General features: G+C 72.3%; 19 protein-coding genes. 10 read left to right on the forward strand and 9 right to left on the reverse strand.

The window, feature by feature from the left end:
- Positions 1-18 precede the first annotated feature (18 nt).
- From EV562_RS18135 to EV562_RS18160, 6 genes are all read left to right on the forward strand, one after another.
- Positions 19-1668 carry an ABC transporter ATP-binding protein gene (locus EV562_RS18135; protein ID WP_133887825.1) on the forward strand — a complete coding sequence of 550 codons (1650 nt, stop codon included), beginning with the start codon at positions 19-21 and terminating at the stop codon, positions 1666-1668.
- Positions 1668-2792, forward strand: coding sequence for an ABC transporter permease (locus EV562_RS18140; protein ID WP_133887826.1), 1125 nt, complete (start codon positions 1668-1670; stop codon positions 2790-2792). The genes EV562_RS18135 and EV562_RS18140 overlap by 1 nt, the downstream gene beginning before the upstream one ends.
- Positions 2789-4063: an ABC transporter permease gene (locus EV562_RS18145; RefSeq protein WP_133887827.1), complete on the forward strand. Its 1275-nt coding sequence runs from the start codon at positions 2789-2791 to the stop codon at positions 4061-4063. Before EV562_RS18140 ends, EV562_RS18145 begins: the two co-directional genes overlap by 4 nt.
- Positions 4060-4452 (forward strand): cytidine deaminase, encoded by a 393-nt coding sequence (locus EV562_RS18150; RefSeq protein ID WP_133887828.1) that lies wholly within the window; start codon positions 4060-4062, stop codon positions 4450-4452. Before EV562_RS18145 ends, EV562_RS18150 begins: the two co-directional genes overlap by 4 nt.
- A 35-nt stretch (positions 4453-4487) precedes the next feature.
- Positions 4488-5765: a thymidine phosphorylase gene (locus tag EV562_RS18155; RefSeq protein ID WP_208298374.1), complete on the forward strand. Its 1278-nt coding sequence runs from the start codon at positions 4488-4490 to the stop codon at positions 5763-5765.
- A 96-nt stretch (positions 5766-5861) separates the two neighbouring features.
- A complete protein-coding gene (locus EV562_RS18160; RefSeq protein ID WP_133887830.1) occupies positions 5862-6446 on the forward strand; it encodes a Uma2 family endonuclease in 585 nt (194 codons plus the stop codon).
- A gap of 1 nt (position 6447) precedes the next feature.
- Here EV562_RS18160 and EV562_RS18165 read toward each other — a convergent pair whose 3' ends face one another.
- Positions 6448-7368 (reverse strand): AEC family transporter, encoded by a 921-nt coding sequence (locus tag EV562_RS18165; protein WP_133887831.1) that lies wholly within the window; start codon positions 7366-7368, stop codon positions 6448-6450.
- A gap of 162 nt (positions 7369-7530) precedes the next feature.
- On the opposite strand from EV562_RS18165, the gene EV562_RS18170 reads away from it, so the two are divergent.
- Positions 7531-7917, forward strand: a complete 387-nt coding sequence (locus EV562_RS18170; protein ID WP_133887832.1) for an STAS domain-containing protein — start codon at positions 7531-7533, stop codon at positions 7915-7917.
- Here the strand turns inward: EV562_RS18170 and EV562_RS18175 are convergent.
- Positions 7810-8814 carry a sigma-70 family RNA polymerase sigma factor gene (locus EV562_RS18175; RefSeq protein ID WP_133887833.1) on the reverse strand — a complete coding sequence of 335 codons (1005 nt, stop codon included), beginning with the start codon at positions 8812-8814 and terminating at the stop codon, positions 7810-7812. The genes EV562_RS18170 and EV562_RS18175 overlap by 108 nt on opposite strands.
- 128 nt (positions 8815-8942) lie before the next feature.
- Entirely contained in the window at positions 8943-10289 is a 1347-nt protein-coding gene (locus EV562_RS18180) for an MFS transporter (RefSeq protein ID WP_133887834.1), read from the reverse strand.
- Between the two features lie 63 nt (positions 10290-10352).
- On the opposite strand from EV562_RS18180, the gene EV562_RS18185 reads away from it, so the two are divergent.
- Positions 10353-11306, forward strand: coding sequence for a LysR family transcriptional regulator (locus EV562_RS18185; RefSeq protein ID WP_133887835.1), 954 nt, complete (start codon positions 10353-10355; stop codon positions 11304-11306).
- Positions 11307-11330: 24 nt separating this feature from the next.
- Here EV562_RS18185 and EV562_RS18190 read toward each other — a convergent pair whose 3' ends face one another.
- A complete protein-coding gene (locus EV562_RS18190; RefSeq protein ID WP_133887836.1) occupies positions 11331-12092 on the reverse strand; it encodes an alpha/beta hydrolase in 762 nt (253 codons plus the stop codon).
- Positions 12093-12239: 147 nt separating this feature from the next.
- Between EV562_RS18190 and EV562_RS18195 the strand changes: the two genes are divergently transcribed.
- Both EV562_RS18195 and EV562_RS18200 read left to right on the forward strand, forming a co-directional pair.
- Positions 12240-13409, forward strand: coding sequence for an adenosine deaminase (locus EV562_RS18195; protein WP_133887837.1), 1170 nt, complete (start codon positions 12240-12242; stop codon positions 13407-13409).
- A 140-nt stretch (positions 13410-13549) separates the two neighbouring features.
- Positions 13550-13918 (forward strand): ATP-binding protein, encoded by a 369-nt coding sequence (locus tag EV562_RS18200; RefSeq protein ID WP_133887838.1) that lies wholly within the window; start codon positions 13550-13552, stop codon positions 13916-13918.
- Between the two features lie 83 nt (positions 13919-14001).
- Here EV562_RS18200 and EV562_RS18205 read toward each other — a convergent pair whose 3' ends face one another.
- From EV562_RS18205 to afsQ1, 5 genes are all read right to left on the reverse strand, one after another.
- Entirely contained in the window at positions 14002-14205 is a 204-nt protein-coding gene (locus EV562_RS18205) for a PspC domain-containing protein (RefSeq protein WP_003974070.1), read from the reverse strand.
- A 95-nt stretch (positions 14206-14300) separates the two neighbouring features.
- On the reverse strand, positions 14301-14852 hold the full coding sequence (locus EV562_RS18210; protein ID WP_133887839.1) for a VanZ family protein: 552 nt from the start codon (positions 14850-14852) through the stop codon (positions 14301-14303).
- Positions 14853-15237: 385 nt separating this feature from the next.
- Positions 15238-15849, reverse strand: coding sequence for a hypothetical protein (locus tag EV562_RS18215; protein WP_133887840.1), 612 nt, complete (start codon positions 15847-15849; stop codon positions 15238-15240).
- Positions 15849-17459, reverse strand: a complete 1611-nt coding sequence (locus tag EV562_RS18220) for a HAMP domain-containing sensor histidine kinase (RefSeq protein WP_133887841.1) — start codon at positions 17457-17459, stop codon at positions 15849-15851. The genes EV562_RS18215 and EV562_RS18220 overlap by 1 nt, the downstream gene beginning before the upstream one ends.
- Positions 17456-18133, reverse strand: coding sequence for a two-component system response regulator AfsQ1 (gene afsQ1 / locus EV562_RS18225; protein ID WP_003974066.1), 678 nt, complete (start codon positions 18131-18133; stop codon positions 17456-17458). Before afsQ1 ends, EV562_RS18220 begins: the two co-directional genes overlap by 4 nt.
- Between the last annotated feature and the right edge of the window lie 53 nt (positions 18134-18186).

Genomic DNA, 18186 nt, shown 5'->3' on the forward strand with positions numbered 1-18186 from the left:
GCGGCGGTCAACGAACCGGTGACCGCCGTCGAACTCGCCGGGATCACCAAGCGTTTCCCCGGCGTCGTGGCCAACCACGACATCCACCTCACCGTCCGCAAGGGCACCGTCCACGCCCTCGTCGGCGAGAACGGCGCCGGCAAGTCGACGCTGATGAAGATCCTCTACGGCATGCAGAAGCCGGACGAGGGCACCATCGCGGTCGACGGCGAGAAGGTCTCCTTCTCGTCGCCCGCCGACGCCATCGTCCGCGGCATCGGCATGGTCCACCAGCACTTCATGCTCGCCGACAACCTGACGGTCCTCGAGAACGTGGTCCTCGGCAGCGAGAAGCTCTACGGCATCGGCTCCAAGGCCCGCCGGAAGATCAAGGAGATCTCCGAGCGGTACGGCCTCGGTGTGCGCCCCGACGTCCTGGTCGAGGAGCTCGGCGTCGCCGCCCGCCAGCGCGTGGAGATCCTCAAGGTCCTCTACCGCGGCGCCCGCACGCTGATCCTCGACGAGCCCACGGCCGTCCTGGTGCCGCAGGAGGTGGACGCCCTCTTCGACAACCTGCGCGAGCTGAAGGCCGAGGGGCTGTCCGTCATCTTCATCTCCCACAAGCTGGGCGAGGTGCTCTCCGTCGCCGACGAGATCACCGTCATCCGCCGGGGCACCACGGTCGGCACGGCCGTCCCCGCCGAGACGACGCCCCGCCAGCTCGCCGAGCTGATGGTCGGCAGCGAACTGCCCACCCCGGAGACGGCGGAGTCCACGGTCACCGACCGCGCCGTCCTCACCGTGGACACGCTGCGCCTCGCGGCGCCCGGCGGCAAGGCCCTGCTCGACGACATCTCCTTCACCATCCACGCCGGTGAGGTGCTGGGCATCGCCGGCGTCGAGGGCAACGGCCAGACCGAGCTGGTCGACGCGCTCATCGGCCTGCGCCACGCCGACTCCGGCAGCATCCGCTTCCTGGACCAGGACATCACCGCGCTGCCCACCCGCAAGCGCCGGGAGCAGGGCGTCGGCTACATCCCCGAGGACCGCCACCGCCACGGCCTGCTCCTGGAGGCCCCCCTCTGGGAGAACCGCATCCTCGGCCACGTCACCGAGAAGCCCAACAGCAAGGGCGTCTGGCTGGACCTGAAGAACGCCCAGCAGGACACCCGCCGCATCGTCGAGACGTACGACGTCCGCACCCCCGGCATCGACGTCACCGCCGCCTCCCTCTCCGGCGGCAACCAGCAGAAGCTGATCGTCGGCCGCGAGATGAGCCACAAGCCGCGCTTCCTGATCGCCGCCCACCCCACCCGCGGTGTGGACGTCGGCGCGCAGGCCGCGATCTGGGACCACATCCGCGAGGCCCGCCGCGAGGGCCTGGCCGTGCTGCTGATCTCCGCCGACCTGGACGAGCTGATCGGCCTGTCCGACACCCTCCGGGTGATCTACGACGGCAGGCTCGTCGCGGACGCCGACCCGGCCACCATCACCCCCGAGGCACTCGGCTCGGCGATGACCGGCGCCGCCTCCGGACACCTGGAGGACGAGGAGGGCGCCGGGTCCGCGGCCTCCCCGGCCGAGGTGTCCGAGTCCCCGGACGCCCCCGGGCCGTCCGCGCCGTCCAGGTCGCTCAAGTCCCCCGAGGCCCCTGGGTCCCCCGAGTCTCCGGAAGACGAGGCCCGCTGATGAAGAAGTTCGACAAGGAGCGCGTGCTCCTCGCGGTGGCCGGCCCGGTCATCGCGCTCGCCGTGGCCTTCGTGCTCAGCGCGATCGTCCTGATCGCCTCGGGCAAGAACCCGGTCGAACCGTTCGCCCTGATGCTGGAGCAGGCCGGTTTCTCCGACATCCAGGTCCTGATCGTCAACCAGGCCTCGCTGTACTACATCGCGGCGCTCGCGGTGGCCATCGGCTTCCGGATGAACCTGTTCAACATCGGCGTGGACGGCCAGTACCAGCTCGGCGCCATGATGGCCGCCGTCGTCGGCGCCCACGCCAGCCTCCCGGCCGCCCTCCAGGTCCCGCTGCTGCTCCTGACCGCCGTCCTCACCGGCGCCTTCTGGTCCGGCATCGCCGGTGTCCTGAAGGTGACCCGGGGCGTCAGCGAGGTCGTCGCGACGATCATGCTCAACGCGATCGCCACCTCGCTCATCGTCTACATGTGGAAGCCGGACGTCTTCGGCGTCAAGGTCGGCAACAACAGCACCACCGGCGAGATGCACGAGTCCGGCTGGATCCCCGGCATCGACATGGGCGCGGCCGGCGAGATCTACGGCCTGGTGATCCTCGCCGCGCTGCTCGGCATCGGCTACTGGATCGTCCTCAACCGCACCCGCTTCGGCTTCGACCTGCGCGCCTCCGGCGCCTCCGAGTCCGCCGCGGCGGCCAGCGGCGTCGACCCCAAGCGCATGGTGCTCACCGCGATGCTCATCTCCGGCGGCCTCGCCGGTCTCGCGGGCCTGCCCATCCTGATGGGCGACACCCACACCTACAGCCTCAACTTCCCCACCGGGGTCGGCTTCCTCGGCATCGGCATCGCCCTGCTCGGACGCAACAGCCCGGTCGGCATCGCCTTCGCCGCCCTGCTGTGGGCCTGGCTCGACAAGGCCTCGCCCGAGCTCGACTACCACGGCTTCGACAAGGAGATCGCGGTCATCATGCAGGGCCTGATCGTCCTCTCGGTCGTCGTCTCCTACGAGGCCGTCCGTGAGTGGGGCCTGCGCCGCCAGCAGCGCCGGGTCGGCGCGGAGCTGGCGGCCGGTCACGTCCTCGGCGCCACCGACAACTCGAAGAAGGAGGTGGCCGGCCGATGACCGCTCCGACCACAGCGACCGACGTCAACCAGCCCTCGCTGCAGCCCGGGGCGCCCACCGGCCGCCGCATGTCGTGGCCGGTGCTGCTCCTGGTCATCGCCGGAGCCCTGGCGCTGACCTCGATCGTCCGTCTGATCACCGGCGCCAACGGCATCACCAACGTCAGCCAGATGTCCACCGCGCTCCAGCTCGCCGTGCCGATCGGCCTCGCCGGTCTCGGCGGTCTGTGGGCCGAGCGCGCGGGCGTCGTCAACATCGGCCTCGAAGGCATGATGATCCTCGGCACCTGGTTCGGTGCCTGGGCCGGTTTCCAGTGGGGCCCGTGGACCGGCGTCCTCGTCGGCATCGTCGGCGGCTGCCTCGGCGGCCTGCTGCACGCCATCGTGACGATCACCTTCAACGTCAACCACATCGTCTCCGGTGTGGCCATCAACATCCTCGCGCTCGGCGCCACCCGCTACCTCGCCCCGCTCGCCTTCGAGGGCCACCAGGGCGGCTCGGCCAAGCAGTCCCCGCCGGTCGACTCCCTCGGGCACTTCTCCATCCCGGGTCTGTCCGACTGGCTGGAGAGCCTCAACGAGCGGCACTGGTTCTTCGTCTCGGACATCGCGGGCCTGCTGGGCGGCCTGGTCACGAACGTCTCCTGGCTCACCCTGCTCGCGGTCGCCCTGGTCCCCGCCACCTGGTGGATCCTGTGGCGCACGGCGTTCGGCCTGCGGCTGCGCTCCTGCGGCGAGAACCCGATCGCGGCCGAGTCCCTCGGCGTCAACGTCTACAAGTACAAGTACCTGGCCGTGATCATCTCCGGTGGCCTGGCCGGCCTCGGCGGCGTGTTCCTCTCCATCGTGGCCAACCCCTTCTACCTGGAGGGGCAGACCAGCGGCCGCGGCTACATCGGCCTCGCCGCGATGATCTTCGGCAACTGGATGCCGGGCGGCCTCGCCATCGGCGCCGGGCTCTTCGGTTACACCGACAGCCTCAACCTGCGCGGCGGCTCCGCCAACGTGCACGCCCTGCTGCTGCTCGGCGCGCTGCTGCTGGTCGCCGGTGCCATCTGGCTGGCGATCCGCAAGAAGTACGTCAAGGCCGCGATCACCTTCGTCGTCGGCGCCCTGGTCTTCGCCTGGTACGCCGGCACCAACGAGGTCCCCAACCAGGTCGTCTCCGCCACGCCGTACGTCGTCACCCTCGTCGTCCTCGCCCTGTCCGCGCAACGGCTGCGGATGCCCAAGGCGGACGGCATGCAGTACCGCAAGGGCCAGGGCAAGTGACCGGGCCCGACTGGGAGGAGCTGCGCAGGGCGGCCCGGGACGCCATGTCCCGGGCGTACGCCCCCTACTCCGGGTACGCCGTGGGCGCTGCCGCCCTGGCCGACGACGGCCGCACCGTCACCGGCTGCAACGTGGAGAACGCCAGCTACGGCATCGGCCTGTGCGCCGAGTGCGGCCTGGTCTCCCAGCTGCAGGTGACCGGCGGCGGCCGGCTGACGCACTTCGTCTGCGTCGACGGCGAGGGCGAGGTCCTCGTCCCCTGCGGCCGCTGCCGGCAGCTGCTGTACGAGTTCGGCGGCCCGGAGATGCTGCTGGAGACCCCGGCGGGGATCGTCACCCTCGCGGAGATGCTCCCGCAGGCCTTCGGCCCCGACCACCTCACGAAGTAATCCCGCACACCCGTAAGGAAGAGCCAGGTATGGCCATGGACGTCATCTCCGTCATCCGCACCAAGCGGGACCGCGGCGAACTCAGCGACGAGCAGATCGACTGGGTCATCGACGCGTACACCCGCGGCGAGGTCGCCGACGAGCAGATGTCGGCCCTCGCCATGGCCATCCTGCTCAACGGCATGAACCGCGGCGAGATCGCCCGCTGGACGGCCGCGATGATCGCCTCGGGCGAGCGCATGGACTTCTCGTCCCTGTCCCGCCCCACCGCCGACAAGCACTCCACGGGCGGCGTCGGCGACAAGATCACCCTGCCGCTGGCGCCCCTGGTCGCCGCGTGCGGGGCGGCCGTCCCGCAGCTCTCCGGCCGCGGCCTCGGCCACACCGGCGGCACCCTGGACAAGCTGGAGTCGATCCCCGGCTGGCGCGCCCTGCTCTCCAACGAGGAGATGCTGGACGTCCTGGACACCACCGGCGCGGTGATCTGCGCGGCGGGCGACGGTCTCGCCCCCGCCGACAAGAAGCTGTACGCGCTCCGGGACGTCACCGGCACGGTCGAGGCGATCCCGCTGATCGCCTCCTCCATCATGTCCAAGAAGATCGCCGAGGGCACCGGCTCGCTGGTCCTCGACGTGAAGGTGGGCTCCGGTGCCTTCATGAAGACGATCGAGGACGCACGGGAGCTGGCCTCCACCATGGTCGGCCTCGGCACCGACCACGGCGTGAGGACCGTCGCGCTGCTCACCGACATGGCCACGCCCCTCGGCCTCACCGCGGGCAACGCCCTGGAGGTACGCGAGTCCGTCGAGGTGCTGGCCGGCGGCGGCCCCGCCGACGTGGTCGAGCTGACCCTCGCGCTGGCCCGCGAGATGCTCGACGCGGCGGGCCTGAAGGACGCCGACCCGGCGAAGGCGCTGGCCGACGGCTCCGCGATGGACGTCTGGCGCCGCATGATCGCGGCCCAGGGCGGCGACCCGGACGCGACCCTGCCCACCTCGAAGGAACAGCACGTGGTGAAGGCCGCCTCCTCGGGCGTCCTGACCCGCCTGGACGCCTACGACATCGGCGTCGCCGCCTGGCGCCTGGGCGCGGGCCGCGCCCGCAAGGAGGACCCGGTGCAGGCCGCCGCGGGCGTCGAACTCCACGCCAAGCCCGGCGACACCGTCACCGAGGGCCAGCCCCTCCTCACCCTCCACACGGACACCCCGGACCGCTTCGCGTACGCCCTCGCGGCGGTCGAGGGCGCGTACGACGTGTCCCCGGCGGGCACGGCCTTCACCGCCTCGCCGGTGGTGCGGGAACGTATCGCCTGACCTGCGGTTTCCTCATTCGGGTGAACGGGACCGGTGGACCTCCGCCGGTCCCGTTCGGCATGCTGGGATCGGTGACGCACCGATAGGAGAACCGCCATGAGCGCACTCACCGTGAGCCAGGAGCCCGACCAGAACTGGGACGACCTCGTCCGGTTCTGGGAGGAGATGGATTGGCCCGAGGGCAGCAAGGTGGAGATCATCGAGGGGATCATCACCGTGTCACCAGCTCCGGGACTGCCTCACAACGTGATCGCTGCACGCATCCAGCGGCGTTTGTATCCGTCCATCCCGGAAGACTGGGAGATTTTCCAGACACTGGCGATTGCCGTCCCGTCCCGCCTCGGAATGCTCATCCCGGACCTCGTGGTCGCGCCGTTGCCGGACCGCACCGAGTCCGACACCCACATCCCCGCCGCTCTCGCGGAACTCGTCGTCGAAGTCACCTCCAAGTCCAACGCCCGGCACGACCGCATCAGCAAGCCGGCCGCCTACGCCACTGCCGGAATCCCCCTCTACCTCCTCGTCGACCGCTGGGCCCCCGGCGGCCCCACGGCGACGCTCTACGGTGAACCGAAGGGTGACGTCTACCGGGTACTGAGCGCCGCCAAGTTCGGCGATCCGCTGACGCTCCCCGCCCCCTTCGACCTGACCATCGACACCGGCGAGTTCCCTGAGGCCTGAGTCACCCCAAAACCGCCGCCACCCCCACCAGCACCGGCACCGACACCACCGTCGACACCAGGATCGCGTCCCGGGCCAGGCGCTCGCCGACCCCGTAGGTCGACGCGTACGTGTACAGGTTCTGCGCGGCCGGCAGCGCCGACGTCACCACCACGTCGAGCAGTTGGGCGTCCCGCAGTCCGAAGACGCCCGACGCCAGCGCCCAGGCCACCGCGGGCTGGCCCACCGCCTTCAGCGCGACCGCGAGCAGCACCGGCCGCCGCTCCACGCCCCGCAGCGGCATCGTGGAGCCGCACAGGCCGATGCCGAAGGCCAGCAGCACCGCCGGGACGGACATGTTGCCGATCAGCGTCACCGGGTCCATCACCGCGTCCGGGACCTGAAGGCCGCTCGCGGCGACCGCGACCCCGGCGAGGGAACCCAGCGCTATCGGATTGCGCAGCGGCGTCAGCAGCCGCCGCCACAGGGTGCGTTCACCGCCCCCGCGCGACAGGTCCAGGATCGTCACCGCCACCGGCGTGACCACCACCAGCTGGAACAGCAGCACCGGCGCCACCAGCGAGGCGTCGCCCAGCACGTACACGGCGATCGGGATACCGAGGTTGCCGGAGTTGACGTAGCCGGAGCAGAGCGCGCCGATCGTCGTACGGCCCACGCCCCAGCCGCGTACGACGCCCACCGCGACGAACGCGCCGGCCACCGCCACCGTGGACAGCGCCGTCACCAGGAGCCGGGCGGAGAAGACCACCGACAGGTCGGCCGTCGCGAGGGTGGTGAACAGCAGGGCGGGGGAGGCCACGTGGAAGGCGAGCTTGGTCAGCACCGCGCGGCCCTGGGGGCCGAGGTGGCCGCGCAGGCCGAGTACGTAGCCGACCCCGATCACCACCGCGATGACCGCGAACCCGGTCAGCACCCCCTGCACGGCACCTCCCCGCCGAGCGGGCGGACCTGGGACGGCAGGGCGCGCGGAAGAGACGGGGGAGGGGACACCGGCGGGAAGGCGTGGGGCATGCGGCAAACCCTCCGGGGCGGGGTCCGCGCACGTCAATGTGATCTCTGATGCGCTCTCCGGCGGCGGCCACCGATGATTTCCCGGCGCACGCCGGGTCTACCGCACGTGGACGCCGTGACACCCGCCGTACTCGTGCTGCCGGGGCCCGTCTCCCGAGGGGAGACGCCCCGGTTCTGCGCCGAGGTGCGCGCGCTGCTGGAAAGCACCCGGGCCGGGGTGGTCGTCTGCGACGTCGGCGGCCTCGGACCGCCGGGGCTCGCCGTCGTCGACCTGCTGGCCCGCCTGGAGCTCACCGCCCGGCGCGCCGGGGGGCGGATCCGGCTGCGCGACCCCGACCCGGCGCTGCACGCGCTACTGAACCTCGTCGGCCTCCGCTTCGAGACGGAGCGGCAGGTCGAACAGCGGGAACCACCGCTTGGTGTCGAGGAAGCAGTGGAACCCGGTGATCCGGCCGTCTGAGATCTCCAGCACCTGGACCGCCCAGGGAGCGAACCCGCCGGCCTCCGGGTCCGGCTTGTAGTGCGCGAAGGCCGGCAGCCCGTTGGCCTCCACCCGCACCAGCCGGGAGTCCGCGCACGCGGCGCCGAGCGTGGTCATGAACCCGGTGATGTCCGCCGCACCGGCCAGCCACAGGTCGAACGGCGGCATCGTCATGACCGCGTCCTCGTGCAGGAGCGCCGTCAGCGCCGTCATGTCGTACCCCTCGAAGGCCGCCACATAGCGGTCGAGGAGCTTCTGCTGCTCCTCGTCCAGCGGGTCCGACACCGCGGCGTCGGCCCCCCGGTCGGCCCGCTCGGCGAGCGTCGCACGGGCGCGCTGCAGGGCGCTGTTCACGGAGGCGACCGTCGTGCCGAGCAGCTCGGCGACCTCGCTCGCCTTCCAGGCCAGCACCTCGCGCAGGATCAGCACCGCCCGCTGCTTGGGCGGCAGCTGCTGCAGGGCGGCCATGAAGGCGAGCCGCACGGACTCCTTGGCGACCGCGGCCTCCGCCGGGTCCGCGGTCTGCGGCAGCACGCGGGCGTCCGGCATCGGCTCCAGCCAGGTGTGGTCCGGGCGGGGGGACAGGGCGGCCTGGGCGAGCGGCGTCGAGTCCGTCAGGTCCATCGGGCGCGCCCGCTTGTTGCCCGCGCTCAGCATGTCCAGGCAGACGTTGGTCGCGATCCGGTACAGCCAGGAGCGCAGGCTGGAGCGGCCCTCGAACTTGTCGTAGCTGCGCCAGGCGCGGACCAGCGTGTCCTGCACCGCGTCCTCGGCCTCGAACGAGGAGCCGAGCATCCGGTAGCAGTACCCCGTCAGCTCGGGCCGGTGCTTCTCCAGCGCGGAATCCAGCTCCGTGGTCACGGTGCCGTCGGTCATCGTCCACCCACCCCTGTGGCGTCCCGGAGTGCGCCTCTTCGCGCCTCGTACTTCGGAAGCTACCGCAGGGGACTGACAATGGCCTGTGCAGTCAAAGAACGCGCAGGTCGAAGGGGGTGTGCGGGACCTCAGCGGGACAGGCCGAGCACCTTCACCCGGGCCCTGCCGGACTGCCGGCGGGCGGCCAGCGACCCGGACACCGTGATCACCACGACACCCAGCACCGCGAGCACCCCCACGCCGACCGTCCCGGCCCAGCCGCCGGAGTGGAAGGCCACCGCACCGACCGTGCTGCCCGCGCTGGAGCCCACGTAGTAGGCGGACTGGTACAGCGCCGAGGCCTGGGCGCGGCCGTGCTGGGCGGTCTTGCCGACCGCCGAGGACGCCACCGCGTGCCCGGCGAAGAAGCCCGCCGTGATCAGCACCAGGCCCAGCAGGACCAGCGGCAGCGACGGCGCCAGGGACAGCAGCAGACCCGCCGCCGTGGTACCGGCGCCCAGGTACAGCGCCCCGCGGCGGCCGAGGCGGCCCACCAGGCGGCCCGCCGTCGACGCCGAGACCGTACCGACCAGGTAGACCAGGAAGATCGAGCCGATCAGCCCCTGAGGCAGCGAGAACGGCGCCTCCGTCAGGCGGTAGCCGATCACCGTGTAGACGCCGCCGAACACCGTCATGAACAGCGCGCCGATCGCGTACAGGCGGCGCAGCAGCGGGTCGGCGAGGTGGTCGCGGACCGTGCGGACCAGCACCCGCGGGCGCAGCGAGCCCGGCGTGAAGTGCCTCGGCGCCGGCAGCAGCAGCCGGAAGGCCACCGCGCACGCCACCGCGACGAGGCCGATGGCGCCGACGGCGACCCGCCAGCCCCACTCCTGGGCGACCCAGCCGGTGATGACCCGGCCGCTCATGCCGCCCACGCTGTTGCCCGCCACGAACAGGCCGATCGCGGTCACCAGCGCCCGCGGCCGCACCTCCTCGGCGAGGTACGCCGTCGCCGAGGCCGGCAGCCCGGCCAGCGCCGCGCCCTGCACCGCCCGCAGCGCGACCAGCGCCGGCAGCGACGGGGCGAAGGGCACCAGCAGCCCGACGGTCACCGCCACCGCCAGCGAGGCCGTCATGACCGTACGCCGTCCGAACCGCTCCGACAGCGCGCTCATCGGCAGCACGAAGACCGCGAGGCCACCGGTCGCGGCGGCCACCGTCCAGCTCGCGTCGCTCGCCGAGACCCCCAGGTCGCCCGAGATCAGCGGCAGCAGGGCCTGGGTGGAGTACAGGAGCGCGAAGGTCGCGACGCCCGCCAGGAACAGCGCGAAACTCATCCGGCGGTAGCCGGGGCCGCCCGGAGTCATGCGCGAGTCGGGCGTCCCGGGGACGCCGGTGGTGGCGGAGGCGGCGTCCGGAGCGTCGGTGGTGTCGGGGGCGGAGACTGCGGGCGCGGCGTCCACGCTGGTGGACGCCCCGGTATCGGCGGGAGTCATGCCCCGAACGTATTGAGCCCCTTACTCATCCGTCCAATGCATGGACTGGCCATAATCATTCCCATGGTGCATCAGCCAAGCTCACGGCCCCGTCTGTCACCGTCCGGTGACACAGAAGACATCGTCGCGCTGCTCGCGCCCCGACTCGCGCACTTCGCCGGCGTGGCCCGCACCGAGCACGTCACCCGGGCCGCCCAGGAGATGAACGTCCCCCAGTCCACCCTGTCGCGCGCCCTGGTCCGCCTGGAGGAGGACCTCGGCGTGGACCTGTTCGTGCGGCGCGGCCGCACCCTCGCGCTGACCGTCGCAGGGCGCACCTTCCTCGGCTCCGTCGAGCGGGCCCTCGCCGAGGTCGAGCGCGCCGCCGACGAGGTCCGCGCCGACGCCGACCCGGCCACCGGCAAGGTCGCCTTCGGCTTCCTGCACACCATGGGCGCCGAGACCGTCCCCGGTCTGCTGCACGCCTTCCGCGCCGACCACCCCCGGGTCCGCTTCAGCCTCGTGCAGAACTACGGCGAGGCCATGCTGGAACGCCTGCGGGCGGGCGAGCTGGACCTGTGCCTGACCTCCCCGGTCCCCGACGCCCCCGACCTGGTCGCCCGCCGCCTCGACGAGCAGAAGCTGCGCCTGGTCGTCCCGGCCGACCACCCGCTGGCCCGGCGCCGGCGCATCCGTCTCGCCGAGGCCGCCGAGGAGATCTTCGTGACCCTGGAGCCCGGCTACGGCCTGCGCCGCATCACCGACGCCCTGTGCAAAGAGGCCGGTTTCCGCCCCAAGGTCGCCTTCGAGGGCGAGGAGGCGGAGACGCTGCGCGGCCTGGTCGCCGCCGGACTCGGCGTGGCCCTGCTGCCGCCGCCCGCCGTGCCCCGGCCCGGCGTGGTCGAACTGACGGTCACGGCGCCGCGCGCCGCCCGGGAGATCGGCGTGGCCTGGCTGGCGGGCCGCACGGACACGCCACCCGTGGCGGCGTTCAAGAAGTTCCTGCTGTCGCGGCGAGGCAGCCTGCTGCCGTCCTGACCCGCACCCCGGCCGGGCCGCGCGCTACCGCCGCAGCGACTTCCCGAAGCCCGCCGCGAGCGGCATCCGCAGGCCCAGCGGCGGCGGAGCGGCCAGGGCGTCCTCCACCGGGCGCGAGAAGGGCTGCCCGAACAGCGCCCCCAGTACGAAGTCCTCGGCGAGCGCCGCCACTTCGTCCCGGTACTGGCGCAGGCCGTGCCCGTCGGAGTGCACCTCGAACCGGCACACGGCGCGGTTCGCCTTCTTCGCCCGGGAGGCCAGCCGGAACGACAACTCCGGGTCGCTGCGCCCGTCGTTGGTGCCGTGCACGATCAACACCTGCCGTCCGGCCAGCTGCTTCACCGGTTCGGGCGGCGCGGCCACGTCGTCCTCCGGCAGCCAAGGAGCGATCGCCAGCACCGAGTTGACGGCCTGGTGCCCGGCCGCCCGCAGCGCCGCCCGGCCGCCCATGCCGACGCCGGCCAGGCAGACGGGCACGTCGCCGTAGCGCCGTACGGCCTCGTCGGCGGCCCATTCGGCGTCCCGGGCGAGGTGCGCCTCGGTGCCGTTCCAGCCGCGGTAGCGGTAGTGCACGACATGGGGAGCCAGGCCCTCCGCCCGGCCCGCGCGCGCGAGTCGGCGCCCGAGCGGGCGCACGGAGGCCACCGCCAGCAGCGGGGACGGTCTGCGGCCGGACACCTCGTCGCCGCCGGGGAGCAGCAGCACCACGCCGCTCACCGCCGTCCCCTCCGGACCGAGCGTTCGCCCCAGCCGGGCCCGACGGACCGGCGTCGCTTGCTGTCCCATGACAGAACATTCTCAGAAAGGCGGGTGTACGCCACCCGTCCGCGCAATCACCGTTACATATCGGCCGATCCGTAAAGCCGGGCCCCCGGCCCCGCGCGTCCGGGCGTTCGCCCGGTGCTCTACGCGCGTAGGAGTTAGAGTGCGGAAATGACGAGCCAGAGCACCGCGAAGACCAGTGCGAGGACGCCGACGCCGGACCACATCCGCCGGGCGCCGAAGGTTCTGCTGCACGACCACCTCGACGGCGGGCTGCGCCCCGGCACCGTCGTCGAACTCGCCCGCGCCACGGGCTACTCGGACCTCCCGGAGACCGACGCCGACCGGCTCGGCACCTGGTTCCGCCAGGCCGCCGACTCCGGCTCGCTGGAGCGGTACCTGGAGACCTTCTCCCACACCGTCGGCGTCATGCAGACCCGCGAGGCCCTGGTCCGGGTCGCCGCCGAGTGCGCCGAGGACCTCGCCGAGGACGGCGTCGTCTACGCCGAGGTGCGGTACGCGCCCGAGCAGCACCTGGAGAACGGGCTCACCCTCGAAGAGGTCGTCGAGGCCGTCAACGAGGGCTTCCGGGAAGGCGAGCGGCGCGCGCGGGAGAACGGCCACCGGATCCGGGTCGGTGCCCTGCTCACCGCGATGCGGCACGCCGCCCGCTCCCTGGAGATCGCCGAACTCGCCAACCGCTACCGCGACCTCGGCGTCGTCGGGTTCGACATCGCGGGCGCCGAGGCCGGGTACCCGCCCACCCGGCACCTGGACGCCTTCGAGTACCTGAAGCGGGAGAACAACCACTTCACGATCCACGCCGGCGAGGCCTTCGGGCTGCCGTCCATCTGGCAGGCCCTGCAGTGGTGCGGCGCCGACCGGCTCGGGCACGGGGTGCGCATCATCGACGACATCCAGGTCCACGAGGACGGCTCGGTCAAGCTCGGCCGGCTCGCCTCCTACGTCCGGGACAAGCGGATCCCGCTGGAGCTGTGCCCCAGTTCCAACCTCCAGACGGGCGCCGCCGACTCCTACGCCGAGCACCCCATCGGGCTGCTGCGCCGGCTGCACTTCAGGGCCACCGTCAACACGGACAACAGGCTGATGTCCCACACCAGCATGAGCCGCGAATTCGAGCACCTTGTCGAGGCGTTCGGTTACACGCTCGACGACATGCAGTGGTTCTCCGTCAATGCGATGAAATCAGCGTTCATTCCTTTCGATGAACGACTGGCCATGATCAATGACGTCATCAAGCCCGGATATGCCGAGCTGAAATCCGAATGGCTGTTCCAGCAGACGGCTTCCACCAGCGATTCTTCGGAGGGCGACGGCTGAGCAGGGGGTGACGGTAATACCGATGTGCGGACGGACTTTCACCATCCGTCCGCATTTCGATGTTTGCCGCCGGGGGTGAAGCGTGTTTACGGTCGAGCACCGCTCACATCCCCGTCACCCCATTACGAGGACGCATTTCCATGAAGCAGTCTGCTGCCAAGACCCTCGGTGTCGCCGCCCTCGGCGCCGCCTTCGCCGCCGCCGGTGCCGGCGCGGCCACCGCGGCCCCCGAGCTCCCGGACACCGCGCAGACGGTGGATTCCGTCGCCCGCACCCTCCCCGCGGAGACCATCTCCCAGGTGGCGCCCGGCGCGGGCAACGCGCTGGAGCAGGGTCGCAGGATCTCCGGCACCGGCCTGACCGCCGCGCAGCCGGTCGTCGAGCAGGTGGTCGCCGAGCAGCTCGCCGAGGGCCCGACCGAGCCGGTCGCCAAGCTGCTCGGCGGGGTGCCGCTGAAGGGGCTGCCCACCCAGGGCCTGCCGGTCAACGGTCTTCCGCTCGGCGGCTGACCGCACCGAACCCCCCCCCCGCCGAAGGGGCGCGCCCGCTCACCGGGTGCGCCCCATCGGTGTACCAGAGGGAGGTACGACCGTCACCAGGCCGTGCGGGCGGCCTTCTCCTCCGACGGGAGCAGGATCCACAGGGCCAGGTAGAGCAGGAACTGCGGGCCGGGCAGCAGGCAGGAGACCAGGAAGATCACCCGCATCGTGCCGGCGGAGGTACCGAAGCGCCGGGCCAGCGCGGCGCACACTCCGCCGATCATGCGGCCGTGGGTGGGGCGGGCGAGGCTGGACATCGCGGCTCCTTCGTGAGCGTGTGGGCGGGGCTGCCCTGCGGCTTCCCCTTCATCTGCCCTCCACGCTACGGAGACGAACGCCGCAAAGCGTCGCTCTACGGGGCGATACCGACCCTGGGAATCGTCGGGGTCCGACCCTGAGCGGGCTCCCCCTGGGGGACGTCCTCCCGCCCCTGCTGCCGGTACCGGCGGCGGAGCCTCGCCCGGCCCGCGGGGACGACGGCGAGGTGGGCCAGGGCCACGCCCACCGTGTTCAGCAGCACCGAGTCGATGTCGACGACCTGACCGGGCACCCCGGTCTGCAGCAGTTCGACGCCCACCGACAGCAGGGCGGCGGCGGCCGCGGTGCGCAGCAGGGAGGCCAGCCGCGAGACGTGCAGCCGGCCGCCGGCCATCGGCAGCAGCACGCCCAGCGGCGCCAGCAGGGCCAGCCCACCGCCCAGCGAACGCGCCGCCTCGCGGCCGCCGAGCGCCAGGTCGGCGCGAATTCCGGCGAAGGGCTGCACATTGGGCGGCAGCACCCAGGGGACGTCCAGTGGCCGCAGCGCGTACCAGGCGACGAACACGACGTGTGCGACGAGGAGCACACCTCCTGTCACACGGATGCGGAGCGCGGCGCTGCCGCCGAGGAACCCATGACGCTGCACGTCCCCCTAGACGCGGCCCGCGCCGCGCGCGGTTCCGGGCCCTGCCCCGCAAGGGTGAGGCCTGCGCCACACGGTCCGCGGAGCGGCTTCCACGACGGCCGTGAGCGGCTCCCACGGCCCCCGTGCGGGCTCCCCGGCCCCCTGGGCGCGGTCCCACCCCGGGGCGCGGCCCCTGGCCGCGTGCGGCGCCCCGGCCCCCGGGTGGGCGTCCACGACCGCATGCGGCCTGTACGGACCCGTACGGCCTCCCGGCCCCGTACGTCCTCCCGGCTCCCTACGGCCTGCCCGCCCCGGGACACGGCCCCGTCCGCGTGCGGGGCTCCCGCCACCCGCGCGCCGCCTTCGCCGCCCGGCGTGGGACGTCAGGGGGCCGTCAGGTGTGCCGTCAGTCGTCCTTGACCTCGTCGGACGGCGGCTCGTTGCTGCCGGGCCTGGACCGGACCTCGTCCGTGCAGGAATAGCGGCGGGCGGACCGGTCGGCCGGGCCGGCCAGGATCACCGAGCCGTCGCCCTCGGCCGCGGCGGAGTCGGAGAAGGTGCACACGACCTGGGCCAGGGCGTACGACGTGAGGCCGCCGGGGTCGGTGTTCAGCCGCAGCGTGTCCTCGGGGTCGCCGGAGCGCGGCCCCGTCACGGTGATCGGGCGGTGCACGTCCGACGTGTACCCGGCCTCCTTCTCCGCGGCCGACGGCTGCGCCGTCAGCTCGTCCAGCAGCCCCTGGGCCACCAGCACGCGCCGCCCGGAGTCCGGGGCGCCGTCCGGCACCCGCACCGTGCGGTCCACGGCCACCAGCGACGAGCCGCACAGCAGGAACACCTGCGCCGGCAGGCCGGACGCGGCCCGCGTCGGCACGCCGGGCTCGGGCAGCGAGCAGCGCACCCGCGAGGGCGCGGGCCCGTAGTCCGTGGGTACCTCGGTGGCGCGGATGCCGCACCCGGTCAGCAGCACGGCCAGTCCCACGAGCCCGGAGAGGGCCGGCAGCCGGCGTACGGTCATCAGACCTGTCCCTTCGCGTCCTTGCCCTTGCTCCCGTCGCCCGCCGTCCCCGCCGGGTCCCCGGCGTCCTCGTCGGCGGGCGGGGACGGGTCCTGCGGCAGCCGCAGCGTGAACATCGCACCGCCGTCCGGGACGTTCTCCGCGGTGATCCCGCCGCCGTGGATGTGGGCGTTCTCCAGGGCGATGGACAGGCCGAGCCCACTGCCGTCGGAGCGCGGCCGGGAGGCGCTCGCCTTGTAGAAGCGGTCGAAGACGTGCGGCAGGACGTCCTCGGGGATGCCGGGGCCGTTGTCCCGCACCCGGATGACGATCTCGTCGTCCGCCCGCGACACGGACACCGTGACGGGCGAACCGCCGTGCTTGAGCGCGTTGCCGATCAGATTGGCGAGGATGACGTCCAGACGGCGCGGGTCGAGGCGGGCGTGGATGCCGCGCTCCGCGTCCAGGTCGACGGCGTCCAGCCAGGCCCGGGCGTCGATGCAGGCGGTGATCTGGTCGGCGACGTCCACGTCGTCCAGGACGAGGCGGGCGGTGCCCGCGTCGAAGCGGGTCACCTCCATCAGGTTCTCCACCAGGTCGTTCAGCCGCCGGGTCTCGCTCACCACCAGCCGTACGGCGGGCTCGACCATCGGGTCGAAGCTCCCGCCCTCGCCCTCACCCGCGAACTCCAGCTCCTCCTCCAGCACTTCCGTCACCGCGGTGAGTGCCGTCAGCGGCGTGCGCAGCTCGTGGCTCATGTCCGCGACGAAGCGCCGGGAGGCCTGCTCCCGGCCCGCCATGTCCGCGACCCGCTTCTCCAGGTTCTCGGCGGCGCTGTTGAACGTCCGGGACAGGTCGGCGAGTTCGTCGGTGCCGGACACGCGCAACCGGGTGTCCAGCTTCCCCTCGCCCAGGCGCCGCGCCGCCACCCCGAGCCGGTGCACCGGTTTGAGCACGGTCGTCGCCAGGGCCTGCGCGAGCAGCGCGGAGCCGAGCAGGGCGAGCGCGGTGGCGATCCCCAGCGACCACGCCAGCGAGTTCAGGTCCTTGGCCTCCGGCTCCAGCGACTTGAGCATGTAGCCGGTCGGCCCGCCGCCGATCACCTTCGTGCCGGCCACCAGGTACGGGGTGCCGTCGTCGGTGATCCGCTGCCAGTACAGGTGGTACGGGTGCTTGTTGGCCGAGGTGAGCTTCTGCTCCCTGGTCACCGCCGTGCGCAGCGACTCGGGCACGTCGGACAGCGCGAAACCGCCCAGGCCGCCGGAACTGCCGTACACGGCACCGCCGTCGGCGTCCTCGGCGACCAGCAGCACGCCGAAGCGCTGGCTGCTGCCGGCCATCTGGCCCGCGGTGTGCTGCAACTCGTCCTGGGAGGGGTGCTCGGGCAGCGCCCCCGCCCGGTTCTGCATCTCCTGCTCGAAGTCGCGCAGCACGGCGTCCTGGGTACGGGTGAGCACCGCCTCCCGGTTCAGCCAGTAGGCGATGCCGGACGCGGACACGGCCGCGGTGAGCGCGACCAGACCGAAGACGAGGACCAGCCTCAGGCGCAGGCTGGTGAAGCGCAGCCAGGACCAGACTCCCTTGCGAGCCGCGGCCAGGCCGCGGCTGCCCCCCTGGTGTTCCTTGGTCACTGAGGCGGATCCAGCCGGTAACCGACACCCCGCACGGTACGGATCAGGGTCGGGGACGACGGCACGTCCTCCACCTTGGCGCGCAGCCGCTGCACGCAGGCGTCCACCAGCCGGGAGTCACCGAGGTAGTCGTGCTCCCACACCAGCCGCAGCAACTGCTGCCGGGACAGCGCCTGCCCCGGCCGCCGGCTCAGTTCGAGCAGCAGCCGCAGCTCGGTCGGCGTCAGCTGGAGGTCCTCGCCGTTCTTCGTCACGGTCATCGCGGAACGGTCGATGACCAGGCTGCCGAAGCTCGCCGAGTCCGTGGACTCCCGCTCCCCGCGCCGCAGCACGGCCCGGATCCGGGCGTCGAGCACCCGGCCCTGGACGGGTTTGACCACGTAGTCGTCGGCGCCCGACTCGAGACCGACGACCACGTCGATGTCGTCGTTGCGCGCGGTCAGCAGAATGATCGGCAGCTGGTCGGTGCGCCGGATGCGGCGGCACACCTCGAAACCGTCGATGCCGGGCAGCATCACGTCCAGCACGATCAGGTCCGGCCGCTGCTCGCGCAACAGCTTCAGACCGTCCTCACCACTGGCAGCGGTGGCCACCCGATGGCCCTGGCGGGTCAGGGAGAGCTCCAGGGCCGTGCGGATGGCGTCGTCGTCCTCGATCAGCAACAGGGAAGGCACGCGCTCATTCTGGCCCATGAGGGGGTGGGTGTTCGACCTGTGGGTGCGGATGA

It is taken from the genome of Streptomyces sp. BK208 (assembly GCF_004364245.1).
In the GTDB taxonomy this organism is placed as follows: domain Bacteria; phylum Actinomycetota; class Actinomycetes; order Streptomycetales; family Streptomycetaceae; genus Streptomyces.